General features: G+C 38.4%; 19 protein-coding genes. 16 read left to right on the top strand and 3 right to left on the bottom strand.

Annotation, left to right across the window (positions count from 1 at the left end):
- Nucleotides 1-15: 15 nt before the first annotated feature.
- The 6 genes from AC4PHI_RS07695 (at nt 16) to AC4PHI_RS07670 (ending at nt 6938) form a co-directional block, all read left to right on the top strand.
- Nucleotides 16-798 carry an ABC transporter ATP-binding protein gene (locus AC4PHI_RS07695; protein WP_492199334.1) on the top strand — a complete coding sequence of 261 codons (783 nt, stop codon included), beginning with the start codon at nt 16-18 and terminating at the stop codon, nt 796-798.
- Nucleotides 799-1015: 217 nt separating this feature from the next.
- The gene (locus AC4PHI_RS07690; RefSeq protein WP_492201561.1) at nt 1016-1501 is read left to right on the top strand and encodes an FUSC family protein; all 486 of its coding nucleotides are present in this window, start codon (nt 1016-1018) and stop codon (nt 1499-1501) included.
- Between the two features lie 220 nt (nt 1502-1721).
- Entirely contained in the window at nt 1722-2150 is a 429-nt protein-coding gene (locus tag AC4PHI_RS07685; protein WP_492199333.1) for a VOC family protein, read from the top strand.
- 384 nt (nt 2151-2534) lie between these two features.
- Nucleotides 2535-3380 (top strand): BglG family transcription antiterminator LicT, encoded by an 846-nt coding sequence (licT, locus tag AC4PHI_RS07680; RefSeq protein ID WP_492199332.1) that lies wholly within the window; start codon nt 2535-2537, stop codon nt 3378-3380.
- Between the two features lie 115 nt (nt 3381-3495).
- Entirely contained in the window at nt 3496-5409 is a 1914-nt protein-coding gene (locus AC4PHI_RS07675) for a beta-glucoside-specific PTS transporter subunit IIABC (protein WP_492199331.1), read from the top strand.
- A gap of 101 nt (nt 5410-5510) precedes the next feature.
- Entirely contained in the window at nt 5511-6938 is a 1428-nt protein-coding gene (locus tag AC4PHI_RS07670; protein ID WP_492199330.1) for a 6-phospho-beta-glucosidase, read from the top strand.
- Nucleotides 6939-7021: 83 nt separating this feature from the next.
- Here the strand turns inward: AC4PHI_RS07670 and AC4PHI_RS07665 are convergent, their stop codons facing one another.
- Together AC4PHI_RS07665 and AC4PHI_RS07660 are read right to left on the bottom strand one after the other, a co-directional pair.
- A complete protein-coding gene (locus AC4PHI_RS07665; RefSeq protein ID WP_492199329.1) occupies nt 7022-8614 on the bottom strand; it encodes an ABC transporter in 1593 nt (530 codons plus the stop codon).
- On the bottom strand, nt 8607-9371 hold the full coding sequence (locus tag AC4PHI_RS07660) for an ABC transporter ATP-binding protein (protein ID WP_492199328.1): 765 nt from the start codon (nt 9369-9371) through the stop codon (nt 8607-8609). Before AC4PHI_RS07660 ends, AC4PHI_RS07665 begins: the two co-directional genes overlap by 8 nt.
- A 237-nt stretch (nt 9372-9608) precedes the next feature.
- On the opposite strand from AC4PHI_RS07660, the gene AC4PHI_RS07655 reads away from it, so the two are divergent.
- From AC4PHI_RS07655 to ulaA, 6 genes are all read left to right on the top strand, one after another.
- Nucleotides 9609-10808, top strand: coding sequence for an argininosuccinate synthase (locus AC4PHI_RS07655; protein ID WP_492199327.1), 1200 nt, complete (start codon nt 9609-9611; stop codon nt 10806-10808).
- Between the two features lie 151 nt (nt 10809-10959).
- Nucleotides 10960-12333 (top strand): argininosuccinate lyase, encoded by a 1374-nt coding sequence (argH, locus tag AC4PHI_RS07650; protein WP_492199326.1) that lies wholly within the window; start codon nt 10960-10962, stop codon nt 12331-12333.
- Between the two features lie 40 nt (nt 12334-12373).
- Nucleotides 12374-13822, top strand: a complete 1449-nt coding sequence (locus AC4PHI_RS07645; protein WP_492199325.1) for an ABC transporter substrate-binding protein/permease — start codon at nt 12374-12376, stop codon at nt 13820-13822.
- Nucleotides 13823-14006: 184 nt separating this feature from the next.
- On the top strand, nt 14007-14456 hold the full coding sequence (locus AC4PHI_RS07640) for a GNAT family N-acetyltransferase (protein ID WP_492199324.1): 450 nt from the start codon (nt 14007-14009) through the stop codon (nt 14454-14456).
- A 62-nt stretch (nt 14457-14518) separates the two neighbouring features.
- The gene (locus AC4PHI_RS07635) at nt 14519-15184 is read left to right on the top strand and encodes a deoxynucleoside kinase (protein ID WP_492199323.1); all 666 of its coding nucleotides are present in this window, start codon (nt 14519-14521) and stop codon (nt 15182-15184) included.
- 544 nt (nt 15185-15728) lie between these two features.
- Entirely contained in the window at nt 15729-16976 is a 1248-nt protein-coding gene (gene ulaA / locus AC4PHI_RS07630; RefSeq protein ID WP_492199322.1) for a PTS ascorbate transporter subunit IIC, read from the top strand.
- 283 nt (nt 16977-17259) lie between these two features.
- Here the strand turns inward: ulaA and cls are convergent, their stop codons facing one another.
- Complete coding sequence (cls, locus tag AC4PHI_RS07625) at nt 17260-18792, bottom strand: cardiolipin synthase (protein WP_492199321.1); 1533 nt, start codon at nt 18790-18792, stop codon at nt 17260-17262.
- A 380-nt stretch (nt 18793-19172) separates the two neighbouring features.
- Here cls and pflB point away from each other — a divergent pair, with 380 nt between their 5' ends.
- The 4 genes from pflB to AC4PHI_RS07605 all read left to right on the top strand — a co-directional run bounded on the left by pflB (nt 19173) and on the right by AC4PHI_RS07605 (nt 24537).
- On the top strand, nt 19173-21419 hold the full coding sequence (pflB, locus tag AC4PHI_RS07620; protein WP_492199320.1) for a formate C-acetyltransferase: 2247 nt from the start codon (nt 19173-19175) through the stop codon (nt 21417-21419).
- Nucleotides 21420-21545: 126 nt separating this feature from the next.
- On the top strand, nt 21546-22328 hold the full coding sequence (pflA, locus tag AC4PHI_RS07615) for a pyruvate formate-lyase-activating protein (protein ID WP_492199319.1): 783 nt from the start codon (nt 21546-21548) through the stop codon (nt 22326-22328).
- Between the two features lie 238 nt (nt 22329-22566).
- Nucleotides 22567-23490 carry a manganese-dependent inorganic pyrophosphatase gene (locus tag AC4PHI_RS07610; RefSeq protein WP_492199318.1) on the top strand — a complete coding sequence of 308 codons (924 nt, stop codon included), beginning with the start codon at nt 22567-22569 and terminating at the stop codon, nt 23488-23490.
- A gap of 87 nt (nt 23491-23577) precedes the next feature.
- Nucleotides 23578-24537: a Gfo/Idh/MocA family protein gene (locus AC4PHI_RS07605; RefSeq protein WP_492199317.1), complete on the top strand. Its 960-nt coding sequence runs from the start codon at nt 23578-23580 to the stop codon at nt 24535-24537.
- Nucleotides 24538-24609 lie beyond the last annotated feature (72 nt).

Below are 24609 nucleotides of genomic sequence, written 5' to 3'. Positions count from 1 at the left end.
AATGGAGTGCCGAAAATGATAAACACAACTCATAATCAAATAATCGCTGTTAAAAACGTGAGCCATCATTTTAAAAAGCAAGCTGAAGATCTTCCAGTATTGAAAAATATCAGTCTGAATATCTCTGAAAATGAATTTATTTGTGTTATTGGACCTTCTGGTAGCGGTAAAAGTACGCTGCTGAAGATTTTAGCAGGATATTTAATGCCCAGTTCTGGAAGTTGTGAAATGCACGGAAAAAAAATCGTCGCTCCTGATGTAACCAGAGGAGTGGTTTTCCAGTCTCCTACTTTGTATCCTTGGCTTACTGTTCGCCAAAATATTGAGTATGGTCCTAAAATCAGGAAAGAAGATAAAGAAGCTATCAGGAAGAAAAGTCAAGTTTATATCGAAAAGGTTGGTTTAACTGATTTTGCCGATTCTCATACATTTGAACTTTCAGGGGGAATGAAGCAGCGAGTAGCCTTTGCGAGGACTCTTATCAACGAGCCTGAATTGATTTTGATGGATGAACCTTTTAGCGCTCTGGATGCTATCACTAGAGCGTCTATGCAGACCCTGATTCGTAAACTCTGGCACGACAGCAGTCAGACCATTTTCCTGATAACCCATGATATTGAGGAAGCTTTAAAGCTGGGGACCCGGATTATCGTCATGTCCAAGAGACCCGGTCAAATCGAAGTGGATCAAGAAATAGATTTTAGCAGAAAAATTCTCAGCAATCCTGCTTACCTTCTAGAGGAAGATCAGAAGTTTCATGAGTATAAAATGAAATTCAGCAAATTGTTAAGTAATTAGAAAAGTGGGAAGCTTAAAATGCTTCCTGCTTTTTTATATTTGTTAATTAAATCTGCCGGGATTTATGGTATCATCAAATTATCAGCAATTATTTTTATTTTGTAGGTATTGTAAGGGTTATTTTATTGGGAGAGCTGACTAGTAATCGGTGCAGCAAGGTCGGCTGATTCTTTGGAGACTAGAAAGATTTAAGGAGATTGTAAATTTGAAAATTGGGATGCGGACGGTTAAAACAGGATTGAGTGTGTTTATTTGTATATTGATTAGTCTTTTATTGCAGCGGGAGACTTATGTAGTTTCATCGATTACTGCTATTTTTACTTTAAGGGAAGATGTTGAAAATACATTGAAATTTGGCAAACACCGTGTTGTCGGCAATGTACTAGGGGCTATTTTTTCTTTGCTGGTCATTGCTATTTTTGATGTTTTTGGTAAAACGGATTTGGTTCAGCTGATTTCGATTCCTTTGGTTATCGTGCTGATTATCGCTATTTTATCTGCTTTAGGCTATGCGGAAGGCACAGTGGGAGCCAGCGCTACACTGCTGACAATTTTATTTATGATCCCCAGTCATCAATCTTACAGCTATGCGTTTGGCAGAATTGTTGACAGTTTCATCGGAATGTTTATCGCTTTAGGAATGAATTTTATCATCCCGTGCCGCCCGCCAGTTTCTGCTGAGAATGAAGAAAAAGAAAAGTGATTTTTCTGTAATTATTAAGCAAGAACATATGATATATTTTCGTATGCAGCTTATTTTTTAATAAAGTGACAGCCTTCACACAAATATGAAAAACAGCCTGTGGTGAATCTTATACGGTTTTATAAACGTATTTTTCAATGTATTAAAGTTTTTAGCATTGATTTGTTGTTGGTGAATACTATGAATGCAGGAAATTTTGTCATGATTAGGAGGGTATACCATGGAAATTAATATTGGAATTTCTGTCAAAAATAGTGCGGAGGCTGTCGAACTGTACAAAGAAGCGTTTGGTTTGGAGCTCGGCTATCATGTGAAAAATTCTGATGGAAGCTACTTTCATTCTGAACTATCAAAAGGTGGCAGGGGATTCGCTGTCGTAGAAGCACAAGATGAAGTTGCTATGGAACAAGCGGTACAGATAGGAGTGACATTGGCAAGCGAAGAAGAAGTGCATAAAGTATACCGGATTTTAAGCGAGGGAGGAATCATCAAAGAATCGATTGGACCATTACCATGGAGTCCATGTGCTGCCACAATTATTGATAAATTCGGCGTTTGGTGGTTTATCACTGCGCCGCAACATCGCCCGCCTGATAATTATGATCCAAACATTCCTTGGGATGCAAGTATGTATAAAAAACCAGAATAGAAGAATTTAGAGCGAATTTAGTTTTGCAATAACCAGTCATTATAAGCATTTTAACGAAAGTAATTTTAGGAATGCGTTAGATTTAAGAGCCGGTTTTGTATGCAGATTCTCTTTTGTCAGCGTATTGAAGCAAATGAGTATACATCCATTATTTGGTATGTAAGGCTGAATAGTTAAATTTATTTTTCGCAAAACAACGGGCACATGTGGTTGACAAAGAGCTTTTTTTGAGCTACTATTTATTATGAAAAGGAATACACGGGATAGTGATTGCAGTTCGCAAGCTAAACCCAATCGTGTGAAATCAAATGGAAGGTTGCTTTTTCTGTTTATTTCGCATGGTTGGGTATTTATTTTTTCTAAGGAGAAATGGAGAAGATAAAGGTGAAAATTGACAAGATTTTAAATAATAATGTGGTGGTTACTCATGATACGGACGGGCAGGAAACCATTGTCATGGGGAAAGGGATTGCTTTTAAAAAAAAGGTTGGTGAATTCGTTCCAAAAAATTCGATCGACAAGACTTATGTACTGAAAGATGAGGTTGCCTCTTACCGGTTTCAAGAAATATTGAGAGATGTGCCCATCGAGTATATTGAGATAGCGAATGAAATCGTTGACGTTGCGACTAGACATCTGGATAATACCTTCAGCGAGAATATTTATACCAATTTGATCGACCATATTTATTCGACCGTTAAACGGGTCAAAGATGGGGTGGAAATCACGAACATCCTTATCTGGGATATAAAAAAGTTTTTCAGAAAAGAATACGATGTAGGTCTGCAAGCGCTGGAAATCATAAAAAATAAAATCGGTTTGGAATTATCTGAAGATGAAGCTGGCTTTATTGCCTTGCATTTGTTGAACAGCGGACTTGCCCCAAATTTTAATGATGCTGAAAAAATTACTAAAATCATGCAAGAAATTACTACGATTATCAAATACAATTTTCACATAGAGTTTCAGGAAGAATCTGTGGTCTACTACAGATTTATCACGCATCTAAAGTTTTTTGCCTATCGTCTTGTTTCCAACACTCATTACAAAGATGAAACAGACGAGGACTTGATAAAAATGATACAGCTCAAGTATCGCAATGCTTACCAATGTGCATTGACTATTTCGGACTTTATTGCCAAGCAGTACAAGTACGAGATTACAAAAGATGAATTACTTTATCTGACGATTCATATCGACCGGGTCATCAGGCAAAGTGAATTAGTTTAAAAATAATCTAAGGAGGATAGAGGTACAGCGGAAACAATTTGGATAGTGACATTAAGTTGGCTAAACCTGCTAGAGAATTTGTATCAACGTATGCAATTATTTAGGAGGAACAGAAATGGGAAAATATGAAAAACTAGCAAAAGAGATTGTCAAAAATGTAGGCGGAAAAGAAAACATCAACAATTTGACGCACTGTATCACACGTTTAAGATTTAAACTCAAGGATGAAAGCAAAGCAAATGATGAGACTCTAAAAAATACTGAAGGCGTTGTAACTATCATGAAAAGTGCCGGTCAGTATCAGGTAGTCATAGGCAACCATGTAGGAGACGTTTTTGACGATGTCATGGCTGTGGCTGGATTATCGGAAGGCGGATCAGAAGAAACAGACGAAAAAATGAGTTTCTTTGACCGTTTGATCGATATCATCAGCGGTTCCTTCCAACCGTTTCTCGGAGTGTTGGCTGCCAGCGGGATGTTGAAAGGGATTTTAAGTGCACTTGTCGCCTTTGGATGGATGAACGGTGAAGGGGACCTTTACAAATTACTTTTTAATGTAGGAGACGCAATTTTTTATTTTATGCCTATTGTTATTGGATATACTTCGTCCAAAAAGTTCAAGTTGGCACCAATTGTCGGTATGACTATTGGTATGGCTCTTTGTATGCCGGCACTTCAGAAGGATACTCTTGCTGCACTTTTTGAAGCAGCCGGGACGACCCCAGCTGTAGTAGGAAGCGGAATTTTTCAAGGAACGGCCTATATGAAACTGTTTGGCGTGATACCAGTGGTTGCTAATAACTACGTCGGCTCTGTTGTTCCAGTTATTTTCGTAGTTGCTTTTGCTGCACAAATTCAGAAGCTAGGAAAGAAAATCATCCCTGAGATGATTCAAAATTTCTTTATTCCGCTTTTTGTCTTATTAATTTCTGTCCCTGTCGGATTTCTTGTGATTGGGCCTGTGATTACGATTTTGACAAATCTGTTCCAAGTTGGTTTTGAAGCTGTAGCTAATTTTTCTCCAATTTTGTACGGTGCGGTTTTGGGAACATTGTGGCAAGTTTTGGTTATTTTCGGTTTGCACTGGAGTGTGGTTCCGCTGTCCTTTATTCAAGTGCAGCAATTCGGCTATTCACAAGCCCTCACACCGATGTTTGGTACCACCTTTGCGCAAACGGCTGTTGTTTTAGCCATGTTCTTCAAATTAAAAGATAAGGCAACTAAGAGTTTGACTATTCCAGCTATGATTTCCGGTCTTTTCGGTATTACGGAACCAGCTATCTATGGGATAACTTTGCCAAGAAAGAAACCATTTTACTTTTCACTGGTTGCCGCAGGTATCGGTGGTATCGTCATGATGATGTTTGATTTAAATGCTTATACTGTTGGCGGACTGGGGATTTTTGGAGTTTTCAACTATGTAAATCCAGCTACAAATGATACGTCAGGAATTTGGAAATCATTAGTTGCCGCTGGAATCTCAATGATTATAGCATTTGTTCTGACCTTCTTCTTCTGGAAGGATGACACAGCTGAGGCAGCAGTCGAAGAAGAGAGCTCTTCTCTCGTTAAAGCTCCAATCATTGTCGGCAGTCCAATCGCAGGTAAAGTTATTCCTTTGGCTCAAATCAAGGATGAGGCATTTTCTTCAGGGGCTTTAGGTTTAGGAGTAGGGATAGACCCGGCAGAAGGTAAAGCAGTTGCACCATTTGACGGCACTGTGATGACTTTATTTCCGACAAAGCATGCGATTGGTTTAGTGTCGGATGAGGGAGCGGAAGTTTTGATTCACATTGGGTTGGATACTGTGCAGCTCAACGGAGAATTCTTTGAAGCCCATGTGTCGCAGGGAGACCGTGTATCAAAAGGAGACCTTTTAGTGGAGTTTGATGTCAAAAAAATCCAAGAAGCCGGCTATAGTGCGCAAACACCAGTAATCGTTACAAATAAAGATGATTTTCTTGATATCATCGAAACAAGTGAGAGCGATGTAAAATCCGGGGAGGATTTGTTGACACTATTGATGTAAATTGTCTTGTTTTTTTAAGAAAAGTCAGAAAATATATGTTACGATATAGTCAGTACTATCCATATAAAAGTAAGCTTTTGAATTTTGGGAGGTAATAACAAATGGGATTTCGTAAAGATTTTTTGTGGGGTGGTGCCACTGCTGCCAACCAGTGTGAAGGCGGATATGATCAAGGCGGACGTGGTTTGGCAAATGTTGATGTCGTGCCTATCGGGAAGGACCGTTTTCCAATTATTTCTGGGAAAATGAAACATTTTGATTTCGATGACGAGCATTTTTATCCGGCAAAAGGTGCCATTGATATGTATCACCGTTATAAGGAAGACATTGCTTTATTTGGAGAAATGGGTTTTAAAACCTACCGTCTTTCGATTGCGTGGAGTCGGATTTTTCCAAAAGGGGATGAGTCTGAACCAAATGAAGAAGGTCTTGCTTTCTATGAAGATTTATTTAAAGAATGTCATAAGTACGGTATCGAACCACTGGTGACCATCACTCATTTTGATTGTCCCATGCATTTGGTAAAAGAATACGGGGCTTGGAGAAATCGGAAACTAATCGGTTTTTATGAAAATCTTTGTCGTGTACTTTTCAACCGTTATAAAGGTCTAGTCAAATACTGGTTGACCTTCAATGAAATCAACATGATATTACATGCACCGTTTATGGGAGCTGGTCTTTACTTTGAAGAAGGAGAAAATGAAGAGCAAATCAAGTATCAAGCGGCCCATCATGAGTTGGTAGCAAGTGCGATTGCAACAAAAATCGCCCATGAAGTGGACCCTGAAAATCAAGTGGGATGTATGCTGGCAGCTGGGAACTATTATCCTTACACCAGTAATCCAGAAGACTATTTTGCTGCTATTCAGAAGGACCGGGAGAATTATTTCTTCATTGATGTACAATCACGGGGGGCTTATCCGGGCTATGCGTTAAAAGAAATGGAGAGAAAAGGGATTCAACTGGAAATTGCTGATGGTGACCTTGAACTATTGAAAGAACATACCGTTGATTTTATTTCATTTTCTTATTACTCTTCCCGTACTGTTTCAACAGATCCAGAGTTGAACAAAACAGTGGCAGGAAATATCTTTGCTTCACTGGAAAATCCATATCTGAAAGCTTCAGAGTGGGGATGGCAGATCGATCCTCTGGGTTTGAGATCAACCATGAACCAGCTCTATGACCGCTATCAGAAGCCGCTCTTTATCGTGGAAAATGGTTTGGGAGCTGTGGACACGCCAGATGAAAATGGTTATGTGGAGGACGACTATCGAATCGATTATCTGCGTGACCATATCAAAGCAATGAAAGAAGCAGTAGAAATCGACGGGGTAGATTTATTAGGCTATACCACGTGGGGATGTATTGATTTGGTCAGTGCCGGGACGGGAGAGATGAAAAAACGCTACGGTTTCATCTACGTTGACCGGGATAACGATGGAAACGGAACATTGAAACGTTCAAAGAAAAAATCATTTGACTGGTATAAAAAAGTCATTGCTTCCAATGGCGAAGATTTAGATTAGAAAAATTTATCGGTAAAGTAGAATGAATAAAAAGTGTCAGACTCGTTGATGAACGAAGATCTGACACTTTTTTGATTATTTATTTAACTAAGTCTTTGCCAAAATTTATTTTTATAGAAAATGAAAAGCAAAAGAAAGATCAGTGCTAAGACGGCTAGAACGCCAAGATTGATTACTAAAGCCAATTGGCTCAGTAAAGTAATCGCTACGGCATACAAAACGATTAAAATAATCCCGCCGAATATTGATCCGAGCATAGAAAACATCAGTGCAAAGTTTCCACCGCCGCGGGAGAACAATTGTGAGACATTTGTCCATTGTAACTCCAACAGGCGAAAATCGCGATAGAAATAATGCTGACAGATAAAAAATGCTCCAATAATATTTCCTAACAATGTGCACACCGCTAATAAAAGTGGCGGCTTCAAAAAAAGAAATACTAACACTATGACGAAAATGTTCAATGCCACTTGAATAATATAGCCAAACCAAAATTTATTTGCCAGATAGGCCCTCATGGAAAGAGGCAAGCTGCGGATAAAATTAAAATTTTCTCTATCCAGCGAAATCAAATTGGCAACAAATGAAGCGCCATTGACGGTCATTAAGGCAAAAACGATACCTGTGAGAAAAAACACACCCCCATAATCCAAGCTCAGGTTTGAAAGATTAAATGCTCCTTGTGCTCCAATGATACCAGAAATTATCATGACGACCGGCATGATGATCGTACTGGAAAGGGACTGCATAATCAATGTGGGGTCGTTGATGAGACCGCGATTATAATGGATCAATACTTCTTTTAAAGAGGAACGTTCTTTCCTTTTCCCCTTATTGTTTCTCTTTTTGTGATTGACAGTTGTGATATCGTAAAGACTTGGTACTATCCAAAGACTGATAAGACGGTACAAACCGGCAATCAAGAGCACGATAGCAGCTAAAATCAAGAGACTGTTAAATGAAAATGGCTGGGTAACAACGACGTAAAATGGATAAATCACTGGAATGATACCCCGGTCTGACATAACTGTTGACGAAGTATTTGTATCAAAATTTAAAAATAATACAGCCACTACGACTAAAACTGTTGGGATCAGCATCAAAATTGATGATACGATTTTTTGATTATTTTTATAAAAATTGCTTCGTGTAATACCAAAAACACAGATGACACAAAGTTCAAACAACAATATAAATAATCCGCTAAAGACAATCAATGAAAAAATAATATTGATCAAAATAAAAACTTGAGACTGCCAGCCGACCAAAAGAAAAAGGGCCAGTATGGGAAATAAAAATGGCAGAGACGTGTAGGCAACGACTGCAAATTTCGCGATAAAAATCTGATTCAGGTTAAATGGCAGCGGCTGATAACTTGCCAAATCTTTACTTTGAAAAAATATATTAAAAATTGAAGTAAATATTTGGGAAAAACTCATCAAGCTGAATAAGGCGACATAATAGGTAAAAAACCCGGGAAATTGGCTGAAATCCACCGCAAACATGGTCAACCCATAGATAAAAACAAAAAATACAGAAAGAAATAAATACTGGATTACCACATTTTTAACGATTTGATTGCCATTTTTATTCTTTTTTCTTGAGTTTGTCGTGTACTGAGGATTGACATATAAAAAGTTGACTTTTAATAATGCCAAGAGCTGATTTTTACTCATCTTCTGTTTCCTCCAACTCCTCGATCAATTCATCGTTAGAGTGTTTGCCAGTCATTTTCAGGTATATTTTTTCCAGAGATTCATTTTCTTCAGAAGCTAATAAATCAGCTACTGAACCATTATAAATCAATTCACCTTTTTTAAGGATTGCCAACTCATCACAGAGTTGTTCAGCGGTAGATAAAATATGAGTAGAAAAGATAACAGTTTTGCCTTTTTCCGCATGGTTTTTCATCAATTCTTTTAAATCGAAGGCAGCTTGCGGGTCCAGTCCTTGCAATGGCTCATCTAATATCCAAATGTCAGGGTCAGATAAAAGGGCACCGATGACGATAGCTTTTTGGCGCATCCCGTGAGAAAAACCATCAAGGGTTTCAAACTCTTGTCCGGTCATTTCAAATAAGGCTAGCAGCTCTTTTTGTCTTTTTTGGCGCACTTCCTTTGGTATTTCGTAGGCAGCTGCCACCAAATCCCAATACTCATCAGCAGTTAATTGTAAAAACATATCTGGTGTGTCAGGGACGTAGCCGATACTTTTTTTAATTGCCAGCCGGTTATTTTTCAATTCTTCCCCATCAAAGAAAATTTTCCCCTCGGTGGGTTCAATGATACTGACAAGGCTTTTTATTATCGTAGATTTTCCGGCACCATTGTGGCCAAGAAAGCCAAAAATTTTTCCGTTTGGAATGGTCAAGTCTATCCCTTTTAGTGCTTGTGTCTGTCCATAATTTTTCTTTAATCCAACTACCTCAATCATTTTTCGAACCTCCTTATTAATATATCAGTTATACTACAATTGTTTATTAATCTCAACATAGCTTTCTAAACTGTAAGGTTGTTAAGGCGTTTTTACGGGTTAGATTTAGTGAATATTCATTTTATTATGTATAAATGCGATAAAATTCAAAAATAATGAATTAATATGCAATAATGTGTTGATAATTAAATTATTATTTGTTATAGTAAATAAAAATCGATTTAGGAGTGAATAAATATGAAAGAAAAAGTAGTATTGGCCTATTCGGGAGGATTGGATACTTCTGTAGCTGTTCAATATTTAGTAGATAAAGGATTTGACGTTATCGCTTGCTGTTTAGATGTAGGTGAAGGAAAAGATTTAGCGGGGATTAAACAAAAAGCTTTGGATGTAGGTGCCAGCGCTTCTTATACAATCGATGCCAAAGAAGAATTCGCGCAGGAATATGCCTTGATTTCCTTGCAGGCACATACGATGTATGAAGGGAAGTATCCTTTGGTTTCTGCATTGTCCCGTCCATTGATTTCCCAAAAATTAGTAGAACTGGCTCATGAAGTGGGCGCCACGACCATCGCTCACGGTTGCACTGGGAAAGGAAACGATCAGGTGCGTTTCGAAGTGTCTATCGCAACCTTGGATCCAAAGATGAAAGTCATCGCCCCTATCCGGGAGTGGAAGTGGTCCCGTGAGGAAGAAATCGAGTATGCCAAAGAAAAAGGAATTCCAATTCCTATCGATTTAGACAGTCCGTATTCTGTGGATCAAAATCTGTGGGGACGTGCCAATGAATGCGGCATTTTAGAAAACCCATGGGCCACACCGCCAGAAGATGCTTACGAGCTGACAGCAAGTCTTGAAACCACACCGGACACAGCAGATATTATTGAAATCGACTTTGTTGAAGGTGTACCAATGTCCATCAATGGCGAAAAAATGCTCCTGTCTGAGTTGATTTTATCTTTAAATGATTTAGCAGGCAAACACGGAATCGGACGGATTGATCATGTGGAGAACAGACTGGTGGGAATCAAATCCCGTGAAGTTTATGAATGTCCGGGAGCTACAGTTTTACTGAAAGCTCATAAAGAGTTGGAAGATTTGACACTAGTTAAAGAATTAGCTCACGCAAAACCTTATATTGAATTACAACTGTCTCAAATTATTTATGATGGTTTATGGTTCAACCCAATCAAAGATGCGTTGGTTGCATTTATCAAATCTTCTCAAAAATATGTCAATGGGACTGTGAGAGTCAAATTATTTAAAGGCAATGTGATTGTAGAAGGCAGAAAATCACCAAACAGTCTTTATGACGAAGCCTTAGCTACTTATACTTCTGCGGATACGTTTGATCAAGATGCTGCGGTCGGCTTTATCCAATTGTGGGGACTGCCATCCAAAGTCAATGCAGAAGTTCAAGCACTGCAAAAAAAATAATATTTAATATCAGCAATAAATGAATGGGAAGTTTCTTCCATGAAAGGGGAAAGCAGCTTACTGGCTGATTTCCCCGCTGCTGTCAGAATCATGACTTTTAGTCAGTCTGAAAGAAAAAGCTGCAATGAGTCTATAAAAAGGAGCAAATCAAATGAAGAAATTATGGCAGGGTCGATTTACAGCCCATGGGGAAGAATGGTTGAATGATTTTGGAGCCTCCATTGGTTTTGACTACCAAATGGCGTTGGAAGATGTGCAAGGAAGTCTTGCCCACGTCAGTATGTTGGCGAAATGTGAAATCATCACTGAAGAGGATAAAAACTTAATCGTAAAAGGATTGACAGAAATCAAGGAGGCCATTGAAGCCGATAATTTCGATTATCTGCCTGAACACGAAGACATTCATTTGAATATCGAACAAGCTCTGCATCAAAAAATCGGGTCTGTGGCTGGAAAATTACACACAGCCAGAAGCCGTAACGATCAAGTGGCGACTGACATGCATTTATATTTAAAAAAATCCGTGCAGTCTCTATTATCAGAGTTACATCTTCTGCAGAAGACATTGGTAGCAAAAGCGGAAGAAAACACAGACACTTTGATGCCCGGTTACACTCATTTGCAACATGCGCAGCCGATTTCTTTTGGTCACCATCTGCTGGCTTATTATCAAATGTTTAGTCGAGATAAAGAAAGACTATCGGAAAGTATCAAAAGAATCGATATTTCACCTTTGGGATGTGCTGCACTGGCAGGAACAACTTTTCCGATTGACCGAGACTACACAGCGGAACTGCTTGGATTTGGTTCCGTCTATGATAATAGCCTGGATGGTGTCAGCGACCGTGATTTTATTTTAGAATTTTTGAGCAACGCATCGATTTTAATGATGCATCTTTCACGTCTTTGTGAGGAGATTATTCTTTGGACCTCACATGAATTTCAGTTTATCGAACTTTCCGATCAATATTCCACAGGAAGCTCGATTATGCCCCAGAAGAAAAATCCGGACTATGCTGAATTAATCCGCGGCAAGACAGGCAGAGTTTATGCCAACTTGTTCGGTCTGTTGACGGTTTTGAAAGGTTTGCCTTTAGCTTACAATAAAGATTTGCAGGAAGATAAAGAAGGGATGTTCGATACGGTAGCTACATTGACGTTAAGTTTGAAAGCAATGAAAGGCATGCTAGAGACAATGACGGTCAATAAAGAAAAAATGTACGAAAGTACCAATCAAGACTTTTCCAATGCTACGGAACTAGCTGATTATTTGGCAACAAAAGGTATTCCCTTTAGACAAGCTCATGAAATTGTCGGCAAGCTCGTTTTATCCTGTATTCAAAAAGGTATTTATCTTCAAGATATCGACTTGGCAACTTATCAGAAAATCGAACCAAGTATTTCCGAAGAAATCTATCAATTTTTAGATTCAAAAAATGCCATGAATCGTCGAACTTCCTACGGAGGCACTAGCAGTTCAGAAGTTGAAAAAATGATTGCCAAGGCATGGCAAGAGTTGGAATGATTTAAAATAGACGAATACAGAAGACAATGGAGGAAGTGAAATGAAAAAAATTATTCTTTGGTTAGTACCGCTCATCCTGTTGAGTGTGTGTAGCATGCCTAGCAAGGTTTTCGCAGAAGAGGAAGACCCGGTTTATGACAAGGTAATGGAAAGTGGGGAGTTAGTTATCGGGTTGTCTGCCGGATATGCTCCCTATGAATTTCACGCCACCGTTGATGGCAAGGATACAATCGTTGGTTTCGATATTTCCATCGCCAATAAAATTGCAGACGATTTAGGTGTGAAGTTAAAAATCACTGAGATGAATTTTGATTCTCTTTTAGGAGCTTTGAAAACCGGGAAAATCGATGCAATCATTTCAGGGATGTCCCCAACACCGGAACGGCTGCAGGAAGTCAATTTTTCTGATTCTTATATGGAAGTTGAGCAGAAAGTGATTATCAGAAAAGAAAATGCGGATAAATTTTTGACAGTCAATGATTTTGACGGTGCTAAAGTAGGTGTTCAAAAACAATCAACACAAGAAGCTTTAGCCGATAAAGAATTGCTAGGCAGTCAGTTAGTCTCCTTGCCTAAAGGGGCTGACGTGGTGTTGAATTTACAAAATAAAAAAGTTGACGCAGCAGTTTTGGAGAGCGTGGTAGCCGAAGCTTATGCCTCACAAGATAAAAACTTATTTGTTACAGATGTGGCATTTGCAGACGGCAAGAAAGAAACAGCCATTGCTATTTCAAAAAATGCGCCAATTCTAGAGGCTAAAATCAACGAATCAATCAAAGAGATCAAAGACAAAAACCTTTTGCCGGGGTGGCAAAAAGAAGCCAATCAACTGATGTTCAAAGATGAGAGTTTCGTTAAAAAATATTATTCATATTTTATAAAAGGTACTTTGACCACCATGTTTTTAGCTGTCTTGTCTGTAATTCCGGGTATCGTGTTGGGAACAATTTTAGCTTTGATGAAATTGTCAAAACAGCAGTGGCTTAAATGGCTGTCGACTATCTATATCGAGTTTGTCAGAGGAACGCCTCTTATGGCACAAGTCTTCATCATCTTTTTTGGTTCCACTGTCTTAGGTGCCGAACTTAGTGCATTCAATGCCAGTATCGTGGCGTTGGGATTAAACAGTGCCGCCTACGTTGCTGAAATCATTCGGGCAGGAATTCAATCCATAGACGTGGGGCAATGGGAGGCCTCGTCATCTCTTGGTATGAACCAGACACAGGTGATGCGTTTGATTATTTTACCCCAAGCGGTTAAAAATATTTTACCTGCATTTGGAAATGAGCTGGTAACAATTGTTAAAGAGTCATCAATCGTTTCTGTTATTGGTGTAACTGAGCTGATGTTTCAAGCTGGGGTGGTGCAAGGGGCCAGCTTCAAACCTTTCTTGCCCATCGCCATCGTATCACTGATTTATTTTGTAATCACTTTTACATTGAGCAGGGCGGTAAACTATTATGAAAAAAAATTAAGTGTCAGCAGTTAATTTCTGTCGGTAGAAGCACCGGCAATGAATAGTTTTGTTTAAGAGTTGCTAAAGGGCGGTGTTTTGGAAACATCGTTCTTTTTTGTCTTTCATTTATAAACTTTTTAAAGTAGACTGAAATCATTGGTCGTAGTATCAATATTTGCTTTATATATTTGGAATCAGCAGGAGGAAGAAAGTTAAAATGGGGAGAATAAAATTAATAGATGTGACTAAGGATAACTGGTTGAAGATTTGTTTATTGAATCCGGGAAAACAAGGAGCAGATTATGTTGCTCCAAATGCTTTTTCTATCGCTGAATCAGTTTACAGTAATGAAGGTCATTGGATTGTTAAAGGGATTGCTGATGGAGAAGAACTTATCGGTTTTACCATGTATGGCTATAATGCAGCAGATGATGTCTATGACATGTGCCGTTTGATGCTGGATCAAAATTTTCAAGGGAAGGGTTATGGACAAGAGGCGCTAAAAATAATCGTCAAGGAAATGGCGGGGAGATTTGTTTGTGCGAAAATTTATCTGAGCACCACTCCAGCCAATCTTAAAGGGAAATATATTTATGAAAAATTTGGTTTTATTAATACCGGAGAAATAGTGGACGGGGAAGAGCTGTTTGTTTATCATTTAAAATAAACCATTTCTAGAAATGAACAGGCAATATTATTTTTTTTAATGTGGGAGAGGAGTTGAAGTGAATGATTGTCGTAGGCGGAATGATTGGACTTGGTAAAACTAGTGTCGCAAAAATATTAGGAGACCATTTTCACTCAGAAGTTTTTTATGAAGATGTGAGGGATAATGAGATTTTACCTTTGTTCTATACTGCCAGTGAAAAAGAACTGGAAGCAAAAAGATACCCTTTTTTACTGCAATTAGATTTTTTACAGCGACGTTTCAAAGATATCAAAAGAGCTTCTGTCAGTAAACATTCTATTTTAGATCGATCGATTTATGAAGACTGGTACTTTGCAAAAGTGAATAAGGAATTAGGTAAGATATCCGAACTAGAATTTTCCATTTACGAAAAACTTTTGGATAACATGATGGAAGAACTAAACGAATTGCCAAAGAAATCTCCCGACCTGATGATATATTTGCAAGGATCTTTCGAGACTGTAAAGGCACGAATAGAAGAGCGGGGCAGAGACTTCGAACAAGATGAGGGACTGACCGATTATTACTATGCTTTGTGGGAAGGCTACGATGCTTGGGTGATGAATTGTTACAAAGCATCAGAAGTCTTGATTGTAGAGATGGATAAAACAGATGTGGTAAATAATTTAACAGACCGGAAGAACTTTATAATTGAAGTGGACAAAAAGCTGTCTGAAATCAATATCACAGGCACAGAGAAGGTCTGAAAAGGGGCAAAAAAAATGACCTGAAAGTTTCAAAATAGAAAAAATCCCATGAAATCATTTTTGAACCATTGATTTCGTGGGATTTTAAATTTATCTTTTTCATGGACTTTTTTTCGTTTTCAAATAATTCGTCAATTTTAAGTCTTTTTTTTTTTAGTCAGGGAACTTTTGAATATCAGAGACCCTTATAATGTACGAAAAGCATATTTACCGTAATACTAAATGATCATATTAGCAAATCACGTAATTGTGATACTAGACTGATTGTGCAGATAAAAATTTCTCGATTTGTTAGTGTTTAGTGCGTGGCTTAAAGTGAGGTTCAAGTATTAGCATGTTAATATTGTCAAAATAATGTCAATTATGAGCAGAATGGAGGAGAATATTATTAGGAAAGTGAAAAAATGATATAATTTTTTTGACTTTTTAATTTCCTAATATCTGAAATAAATCATGTGGTTTTTGGGAGAAAATTTCGTGAATTTTTTTAATTTAGGACATTAAAAATGCTGAACAAATTAGAATTTTAGATAGGAGAATTTAGATGATAGACGTTTTTATCAATGATATTTTATCCACACCAGCAATATTAATCAGCTTTTTTGTATTACTGGGGTCTGTTCTTTTAAAAAAATCTTTGACAGAAATCGTCTCAGGTGTGTTAAAAACTATTTTGGGTTTTACATTGTTAGATTTAGGCGCTGGAATTGTTGCTGAGTCCTTGAATAATTTCAGCGCTATGTTTATGCAGGCATTTCACTTGCGTGCCGTAGTAATCAATTCTGACGCATTTGGGGCCATATTAACCGAGAAGTATACTTTAGCACCATTTATTTTCATCATGGGTATGATAATAAATTTGGTGATTGCAAAGTTCACTCATTTCAAATTCATATATTTGTCAGGGCATTTGGCATTGTATATGTCAGGGATGCTGGCAATGATTTTAAGTGGTTTTCATATGATTTTAGCCTTATTTCTTGGTGCGGTCTTATTGGGTTTGTATATGAGTTTCTCACCTGCACTCCTGCACAAATACACTAAAAAAATTACTGGGGAAGAAAGTTTAGCTATTGCAAACACAGGCAGCATTACCTATTTTTTGGCTGGAAAACTTGGCGAATGGTTCGGCAATCCGGAAAAATCAACTGAAGATTTAAAAGTTCCCAAAGGACTTGGATTCTTGCAAGATTCGGCGGTTTCTATGTCTCTTACAATGAGCCTGCTTTTTTTCATAGTGAGTCTCTTCTCAGGATCTGATTTCGTTGAATCAAACCTAAGCAATGGGCAGAGTTATTTGTTTTTCGCATTTATGCAAGGAATCATCTTTTCTGCTGGAGTTCAAATCGTATTGGTTGGCATCAACATGGGAATTTCTGAAATAATACCGGCTTTTCGAGGGATAGCAGAAAAACTTATTGAAGGTGCCATTCCTGGTTTAGATGCACCGTTTATGATGAAATACTCGCCTAATTCAATGATTTTAGGTTTCCTTGTCAGTCTTGGTGCTGGGATCATCGGCATGGTACTATTAATGTTTACCAACTTACCAGTTATTATTCCGGGTATGCTTCAACATTTCTTTATAGGCGGAGTTTCGGCAACTTATGGCAATAGTACAGGAGGACGACGTGGTGCGATTCTTGGAGCATTGGTAAATGGCTTCTTGATGACTTTTTTTTCTTCTATATTTATTGCTTATGTAAGTAATGGGACTGGCACAGTGGTTTTCGGAGATGTTGATTTCACCATAATAGGAGTGTTGTTGAAGTTTCTAACAAATTTATTTTGATAGTTTTTAGGTGTCTTTGTTTAATCAAACTGGCCTGCCGGCTTTCATGAAAGGTCAGCTTTTATAGGCAGCACAGGCACAGAGAAGGTTTGAAAAGGAGAAAAAAAAATGACCTGAGAGTTTCAAAATAGAAAAAATCCCACGAAATCATTTTTGAACCATTGATTTCGTGGGATTTTAAATTTTTAAAATATTTTACTTTGATCTAAAAATTCATACGGAGCAACTGATTTTTTCGAATGAATTTCAACGAGCTTGTGATGATAGCGAGCTAATAACACCTCTACATCAATGGTGCGAGCATGTTAAGAACAGCCCGTGCAAGATGGCGCCACCATCCCACCTTTTGTATGTCCTCAAGAGTGATTTCTTTGCAAACTTTTTGTACTTCGATAAAATCATCAAGAACTTGCTGAACAGATTCAGTTTTATACATCCAGACACCGCATTCTAAATGCAGATATAGGCTTCGGTAATCCAAATTAATAGTTCCCACCACTGCATAGAGATCGTCTACCACAAAAGTTTTAGAATGGATGAATCCAGGAGTATATTCGAAAATACGGACACCGGCTTCTACCAGCTGATCATAGTTGGAACGGGTCACAGAGTGGACGTACCATTTGTCAGGGATATGAGGCGTCTGAATCCGGACATCCACATCGGCTTTGGCCGCCGCACATAAGGCCTCCATTAGGGTGTTGTCAATCACCAAATAGGGTGTAGTGATGTAGATATAGTGTTTAGCCCGGTTGATAAGGTTTAAATAAACTGTATTACTGACAGACTCGTCATCGAAAGGCGTGTCAGAAAAAGGCTGATAAAAACCTGAAGCATTTTCAATTTCGTATTTTTTTTCAGGAAAATAAGACGTAAAATCTTTTTCTTCGCCGCGGACAAAATCCCAAAGCGATAAAAACATCAGAGTGAATCCCCATGCCACATCACCGTACATCACAATCGCTGTGTCTTTCCAATGTCCGAAACGTTCCACTTCATTGATATATTCGTCAGCCAGATTTGCCCCGCCGGTAAATGCCACCTTACCGTCGATTACCGTTATTTTCCGGTGATTGCGATTATTAAAAATAGAAGAAAGGACGGGAACAATCGGATTGAACACACAGGCTTTGATTCCTTTCTTTTCTAATTGCTTATCGTAGCCTTGGGGTAATTTAAACAGGCAGCCGAAATCATCGTACATGAAGCGGACATCCACACCGGCAGCAGCTTTCTCTTCCAAGATTTCTAATATCTCATCCCACATTTTACCTTTTTCAACAATAAAATATTCCATAAAAATATATTTTTCAGCTTTTCGCAGTTCTTTTTTCATTTCTTCGAACATATCTTCGCCTAAAGGAAGATATTTACTGGAGCTGTTTTCTACTAAGGGCAGAATACCAAAGTTTTTTAAGTAGGTGGATTGTATCTTAGCATCATCGTCATTGAATTTATTCTCAATATCGATGGAGGGAATAGTTTTTTTGATTGCCTCGATTTCTTTTTTCTCGATCCGTGCCATTTTTGATCTAAAACTCCGTCTAACATAGAGATGCCCAAAAATCATATAAATAAAAACACCAAAATAGGGCAAAATCATCACAGGGATGAGCCAGGCAATTTTATATGCCGGATTTTTCCTGCTATTGATGATATCTAAGATAGCCGCGGTCGAAATCAAGATATAGGTAGCATAGAAATAAACAAAATATTCCTGAAATCTCATGACAATCACAAAAAGTGCAATTAATTGCAGCAGAAGCAGAACTATGACTAACACGATTCGATTCGTTGCTAATTTTAGCAACTTCATTACAATTCCCCCTTCCATCCAGTTGAATGATTGTTAATTATACATTAAAGCTGACTAAAATGTTACTGATAATTGGTATTTCTAATTGTAACTTTAAACAGATATCCTGAAACAGTATAACAACTATAACAATTAAGAAAGCTGTTTTATAACAGAATCAGTTCTTTAATTAAAACTTTCATTTACTTTTTATAAGTTTGCAAACAATGTCTCAAGCGATAAAACGTTGATATTACAGCGTTCATTATAGCGTTTAAAATAATTTTAAAATATTTCATCTTTTTTCGAGCAAAAGTCTTGTGATTTTTTTATCTTGTGTTATACTGTGTTTATAAAGCTGTTGCAATTCAATTGCAAAGACTTAGAGGAGGTCCAATTTTATGGGATACTGGGATGGATTTAAAGGTGGCAAATGGGATCATACCATTAACGTAAGAGATTTTATTCAAAAAAACTACACTGAATATCGTGGCGACGATAGTTTCTTGGAGCCGATTGCACCAAGCACTGATAAACTATGGACAAAACTACAAGAATTGTTTGAGGTTCAACATCAGCAAAATGGCGTCTATGACATGGATAATAATATTCCTGCAACGATTACGTCACATGCACCTGGCTACTTGATTAAAGATGAAGAAACAATTGTTGGTTTACAAACTGACGTTCCATTGAAACAAGCATTCATGCCTTTTGGCGGTATCAACATGGCAAATAACGCGTTGCGTTCAAATGGCTATGAAGTTGATGACGAGATGACTCATGTCTTTACTGACTGGAGAAAGACTCACAACCAAGGTGTTTTTGATGTTTACACACCTGAGATGAGAGCTGCTCGTAAAAATAAAATCATCACTGGTTTACCTGATGCTTACGGACGAGGCCGAATCATCGGAGATTACCGCCGCTTAGCTCTATATGGTATCGACCGTTTGATTGAAGAAAAGAGAAAAGATTTAAGTACTGCCGGCGGACATCAAATGACTGAAGATGTTATCCGTTTGAGAGAAGAGATTTCAGAGCAAATCCGTGCACTTGGTCAAATCAAAGAAATGGCTGCATCTTATGGTTTTGATATTTCTGTTCCAGCATCAAACGCAAGAGAAGCAATCCAGTGGCTATACTTCGGCTACTTGGCTGCAATCAAATCACAAAACGGCGCTGCAATGTCTATCGGACGTATTTCAGCTTTCTTGGATATCTACATTCAGCGTGATCTTGATAATGGCATCATCACTGAGTTTGAAGCACAAGAAATGATTGATCATTTGATCATGAAATTGCGTATGGTTAAATTTGCCCGTACTCCTGAGTATAACCAACTGTTTTCTGGTTATCCGATTTGGGCAACATTGTCAATCGCTGGTATGGGAATGGATGGTAAATCCTTGGTTACGAAGAATGACTTCCGTATCTTGCATACGTTAACTAACATGGGACCGTCTCCTGAACCAAACTTGACTGTGTTGTATTCATCAAAATTACCAGAAGGTTTCAGAACATTCTCAGCGAAAATTGCGAAAGAAAGCTCATCTATTCAATTTGAAAATGATGATCTATTGAGAGAAAACTGGAAATCTGATGATTCAGCTATCGCTTGTTGTGTATCAGCTACTGTTATGGGTGAGGACATGCAGTTCTTCGGAGCCCGTGCGAACTTGGCTAAGGCTGTCCTATACGCTATCAACGGCGGGGTAGATGAGAAAACTAAGGCACAAGTTGGGCCTAAATTCCGTCCAATGGTGGGAGATACTCTTGATTTTGATGAGTTTATGGACAAATTCAAAGATATCATGGACTGGTTGGCAGAGTTGTATGTCAATACACTAAATGTTATCCACTACATGCACGATAAATATTCTTACGAAGCACCACAGTTGGCATTTATGAATACTGATTTGAGACGTACATTTGCAACAGGGATTGCAGGTATCTCTCATGCTGCCGACAGTGTGATGGCAATCAAACACGGCAATGTAAAAGTTGTTCGCGACGAAGACGGCTTGGCTGTTGACTACATTCCTCAAAGCGAATTTCCAACTTACGGAAACGACAGTGAGGAAGCTGATGCAATGGCTAACTGGATCCTTGAATACTTCATGGGTCAAATCAAACGTCAACATACATACAGAGACGCTACACCAACAACTTCATTGTTGACAATCACTTCTAACGTGGTTTATGGTAAAGCAACAGGGAACACACCAGACGGACGTCGTGCTGGAAAACCTTTAGCTCCAGGAGCTAACCCAAGTTATCAAGATGGTAAATTCTTAGGTGAGAAAAACGGTTTGCTTGCATCCCTTAACTCTACTGCACGTCTTGAGTATACTTGCGCATTGGACGGTATCTCAAATACTCAGACAATCAATCCAAATGGTTTGGGTAAAGATGATGAGATGAGAATCGACAACTTGCGTAATGTGTTGGATGGTTACTTCGATAAAGGCGGATACCATATCAATGTGAACGTCTTTACCAATGAGCTATTGTTAGATGCACAAGCACATCCTGAGAAGTATCCTAACTTAACTATTCGTGTTTCTGGTTACGCGGTTAAATTCCGTGATTTGACCCCAGAACAACAAGCGGACGTTATTTCAAGAACTTCACATGACAGACTTTAATTAATAGTAAAATGCTGAGACAAGTGCCCCTTGTCTCAGTATTATTTATGAAAAAACATTTTATCTGTTGGGTGCTGTGCTGTTCTTCAAAGAAAGATTGAAACGATGAGAAAAGGGGAATACATAATGAGTCAATCAGTAATGGGAAGAATTCATTCTACCGAAAATTTTGGAACAGTGGACGGACCGGGCGTTCGTTTTGTTGTTTTTACCCAAGGGTGCCAAATGCGTTGTCAATTTTGTCATAATCCTGACACATGGGACTTGAAGGCTGGCAGGCAAGTAACAGCAGATGAAATTATTGAAGAGGCTTTAAAATTTAAAAGCTACTGGGGCAAAGATGGCGGGATCACAGTCAGCGGGGGAGAACCTTTGCTGCAACTTGATTTTATTCTGGACTTGTTTAAGAAAGCCAAAAAAGAAGGGATCCATACAACTATTGATACTTGTGGAAAACCATTCACCAAACGGAAGTCTTTTTTCAACAAATTTCAAGAAGTGCTTGAGTATACGGATCTGATTTTGTTTGATATCAAACATATCGACCCGGAAGGACATCGTGAATTAACACAACATACAAATGACAATATTCTTGAGATGGCAAAATTTTTATCAGACATTGGTCAGCCGGTTTGGATTCGTCACGTCTTAGTTCCTGAAAGAACGGACTACGACCACTATCTTATCCGTTTGGACGAATTTATTAAAACATTGAGCAATGTGGATAAGGTTGAAGTATTGCCTTACCATCGAATGGGTATCTATAAATGGAAAGAATTGGGGATTGATTATCCATTGGAAGGCATTGATGCGCCAACCCAAGAACGAGTTGAAAATGCAAAGAAATTGCTGCATGTAGACGACTATCAAGGCTATAAAGAAAAAAATAAGCAAGAGAAAACTGCTTAATCCAATTGGCAGTTATATGCTTTTAAAATAAAAAACTGCATGGATCAGTGTTTACGTTTATGACATTCTGATTCATGCAGTTTTTGTATTAATCGTTGCAGCTTTCTGCAATAGAAATTGAAGTTTACCGGGATGTGAAAATCCAGCAAATAATATTTGTCGCTAGATACTATTTCTATCCTTCTTTTTTCTGTGTTATAATTTAATAGACTTTGAAATTATATTTGGAGGGAATTAAATGTCAAAAGTATTAGTTTTCGGTCACCAAAATCCTGATACGGATACGATCGCTTCAGCAATATCATTTGCCTATCTGCAAAATCAGCTTGGTGTAGAGGCAGAGGCTGTTGCATTGGGAGAAATGAATGAAGAAACTGCGTTTGCCTTGAACGAATTTGGAACAGCTCCATTAAGAGTCATCAAAACTGCAAAAAACGAAACTGACCGGGTGATGCTGGTGGATCATAACGAAGCACAGCAAAGCGTTGCAGACATCAAGGAAGTAGAAGTGTTGGCCGTGGTAGACCATCACCGTATCGCCAACTTTGAAACAGCTAATCCGCTTTATTATCGTGCTGAGCCTGTTGGTTGTACTAACACGATTATTTATAAAATTTTTAAAGAACATCAGATCGACATCCCTAAAAAAATTGCGGGGTTGATGTTGTCTGCGATCATTTCCGATACGCTTTTGTTTAAATCACCTACTTCCACGGAAGAGGATAAAAAAGTTGCCGGGATTTTGGCAGAAATCGCTGGCATTGATATGGAAACGTATGGTTTGGAGATGCTAAAGGCAGGAACAAATCTCTCTACTAAAACGGAAAAAGAATTGTTGGATATGGATGCCAAAAGTTTCAATATGGGAGAGAAGGTCGTTCGGATTGGTCAAGTTAATACAGTGGATGTTGACGAAGTCCTATTGCGCCAGTCTGCTTTGGAAGAGGCAATGATTGAACAAAACAATCAAAATAATTATGATTTATTTGTCTTGATTATCACTGACATCTTAAACAGCAATTCGGTTGCTTTGATTGCGGGAGAGCCAAAAGAAAAAGTCGAACAAGCCTTTAACGTGACATTGGAAAGTAATACAGCATTGCTGCCGGGGGTAGTTTCTCGTAAGAAACAAGTAGTCCCGCCGTTGACGGATGCCTTTTAATTGAAATCAGAGCTTGAGAGACTATCTTTCAAGCTTTTTATGTGGTTTGTTTTATCATAGAAAAAAATGGAAAGAGGAGAAGGAAACATGGGCGAAGTGTTAAACTGGGGTGTCATCGGCTTAGGAGCGATTGCAGAAGCCTTTGCTAAAAATTTAAGTGAAAATGGGAAAAAGATTTATGGGGTTGCAGCACGAGATGAAGCAAGGGCAATAAAATTTGCCGAAAAACACGACATCACGCAAGCCTATCCGTCTTACGATGCCTTACTCTCAGATCAGGTGATTGATGTGGTCTACATTGCTTCAATTAATAGTCAGCATTTCCAGTTGATCAAACAAAGTCTTGAAAATGGCAAGCATGTTTTGTGTGAGAAGGCGATTTGGCATGACTACGATGAACTGCTGGCATTGGAAAAAATTGCGGCTGAGCGACAGTTGATTTTAGCCGAAGCAATGACCATCTATCACATGCCCTTAATGGAAAAATTAAAGGAGATGATAGCCGCAGGGGCCATCGGAAAGCTCCAGTCTGTGCAGGCAGATTTTGGGAGCTTAAAAGAAGACGACCCCACCAATCGTTTCTTTTCAAAAGAAAAGGGCGGGGGTGCCATGCTTGACATAGGGATTTATGCAATGTCCTTTTTAAGTTTCTTTATCGAGGGAAAAGTAGCAGAAATTAAGGAAGTTCAAATCCCTTATTCTAAGACAGGTGTGGATGAGCGATGGAATATCGGCATGGTGACAGACAAAAATATTTTAGCCGCATCAACACTGAGTTTCCGTTCTAAACTTCCTAAACGGGCACTGATTGCCGGGGATGAGGGCTATATTGAAATTTATGAATACCCGCGGGCAGATGAAGCTACTTTAGTTAAAGCTGACGGCAGAAAAGAGACCATAACGGCAGGGAAAAGTAAGGATGCCTTATATTATGAAGCTTGCCATATGGAAGAAGCAATCAAAAAGCAAGACAGTCGTTTGATTCATTTTGATTTGACGAAACAGACGATTTTCTGGATAGACGGACTGCTGAGTCGTCATTTTTAAGAAAAATGAATCAGTTGATTTTTTCCGAATGATTTAAAAAGATTTTCCATCTGATTTTGACTGGGAGTTAAA

It is taken from the genome of Vagococcus sp. QWL-13, from assembly GCF_058683555.1.
The sequence above is the reverse complement of the archived record's forward strand: the minus strand, read 5'-3'. Positions and strand labels throughout refer to the sequence as shown.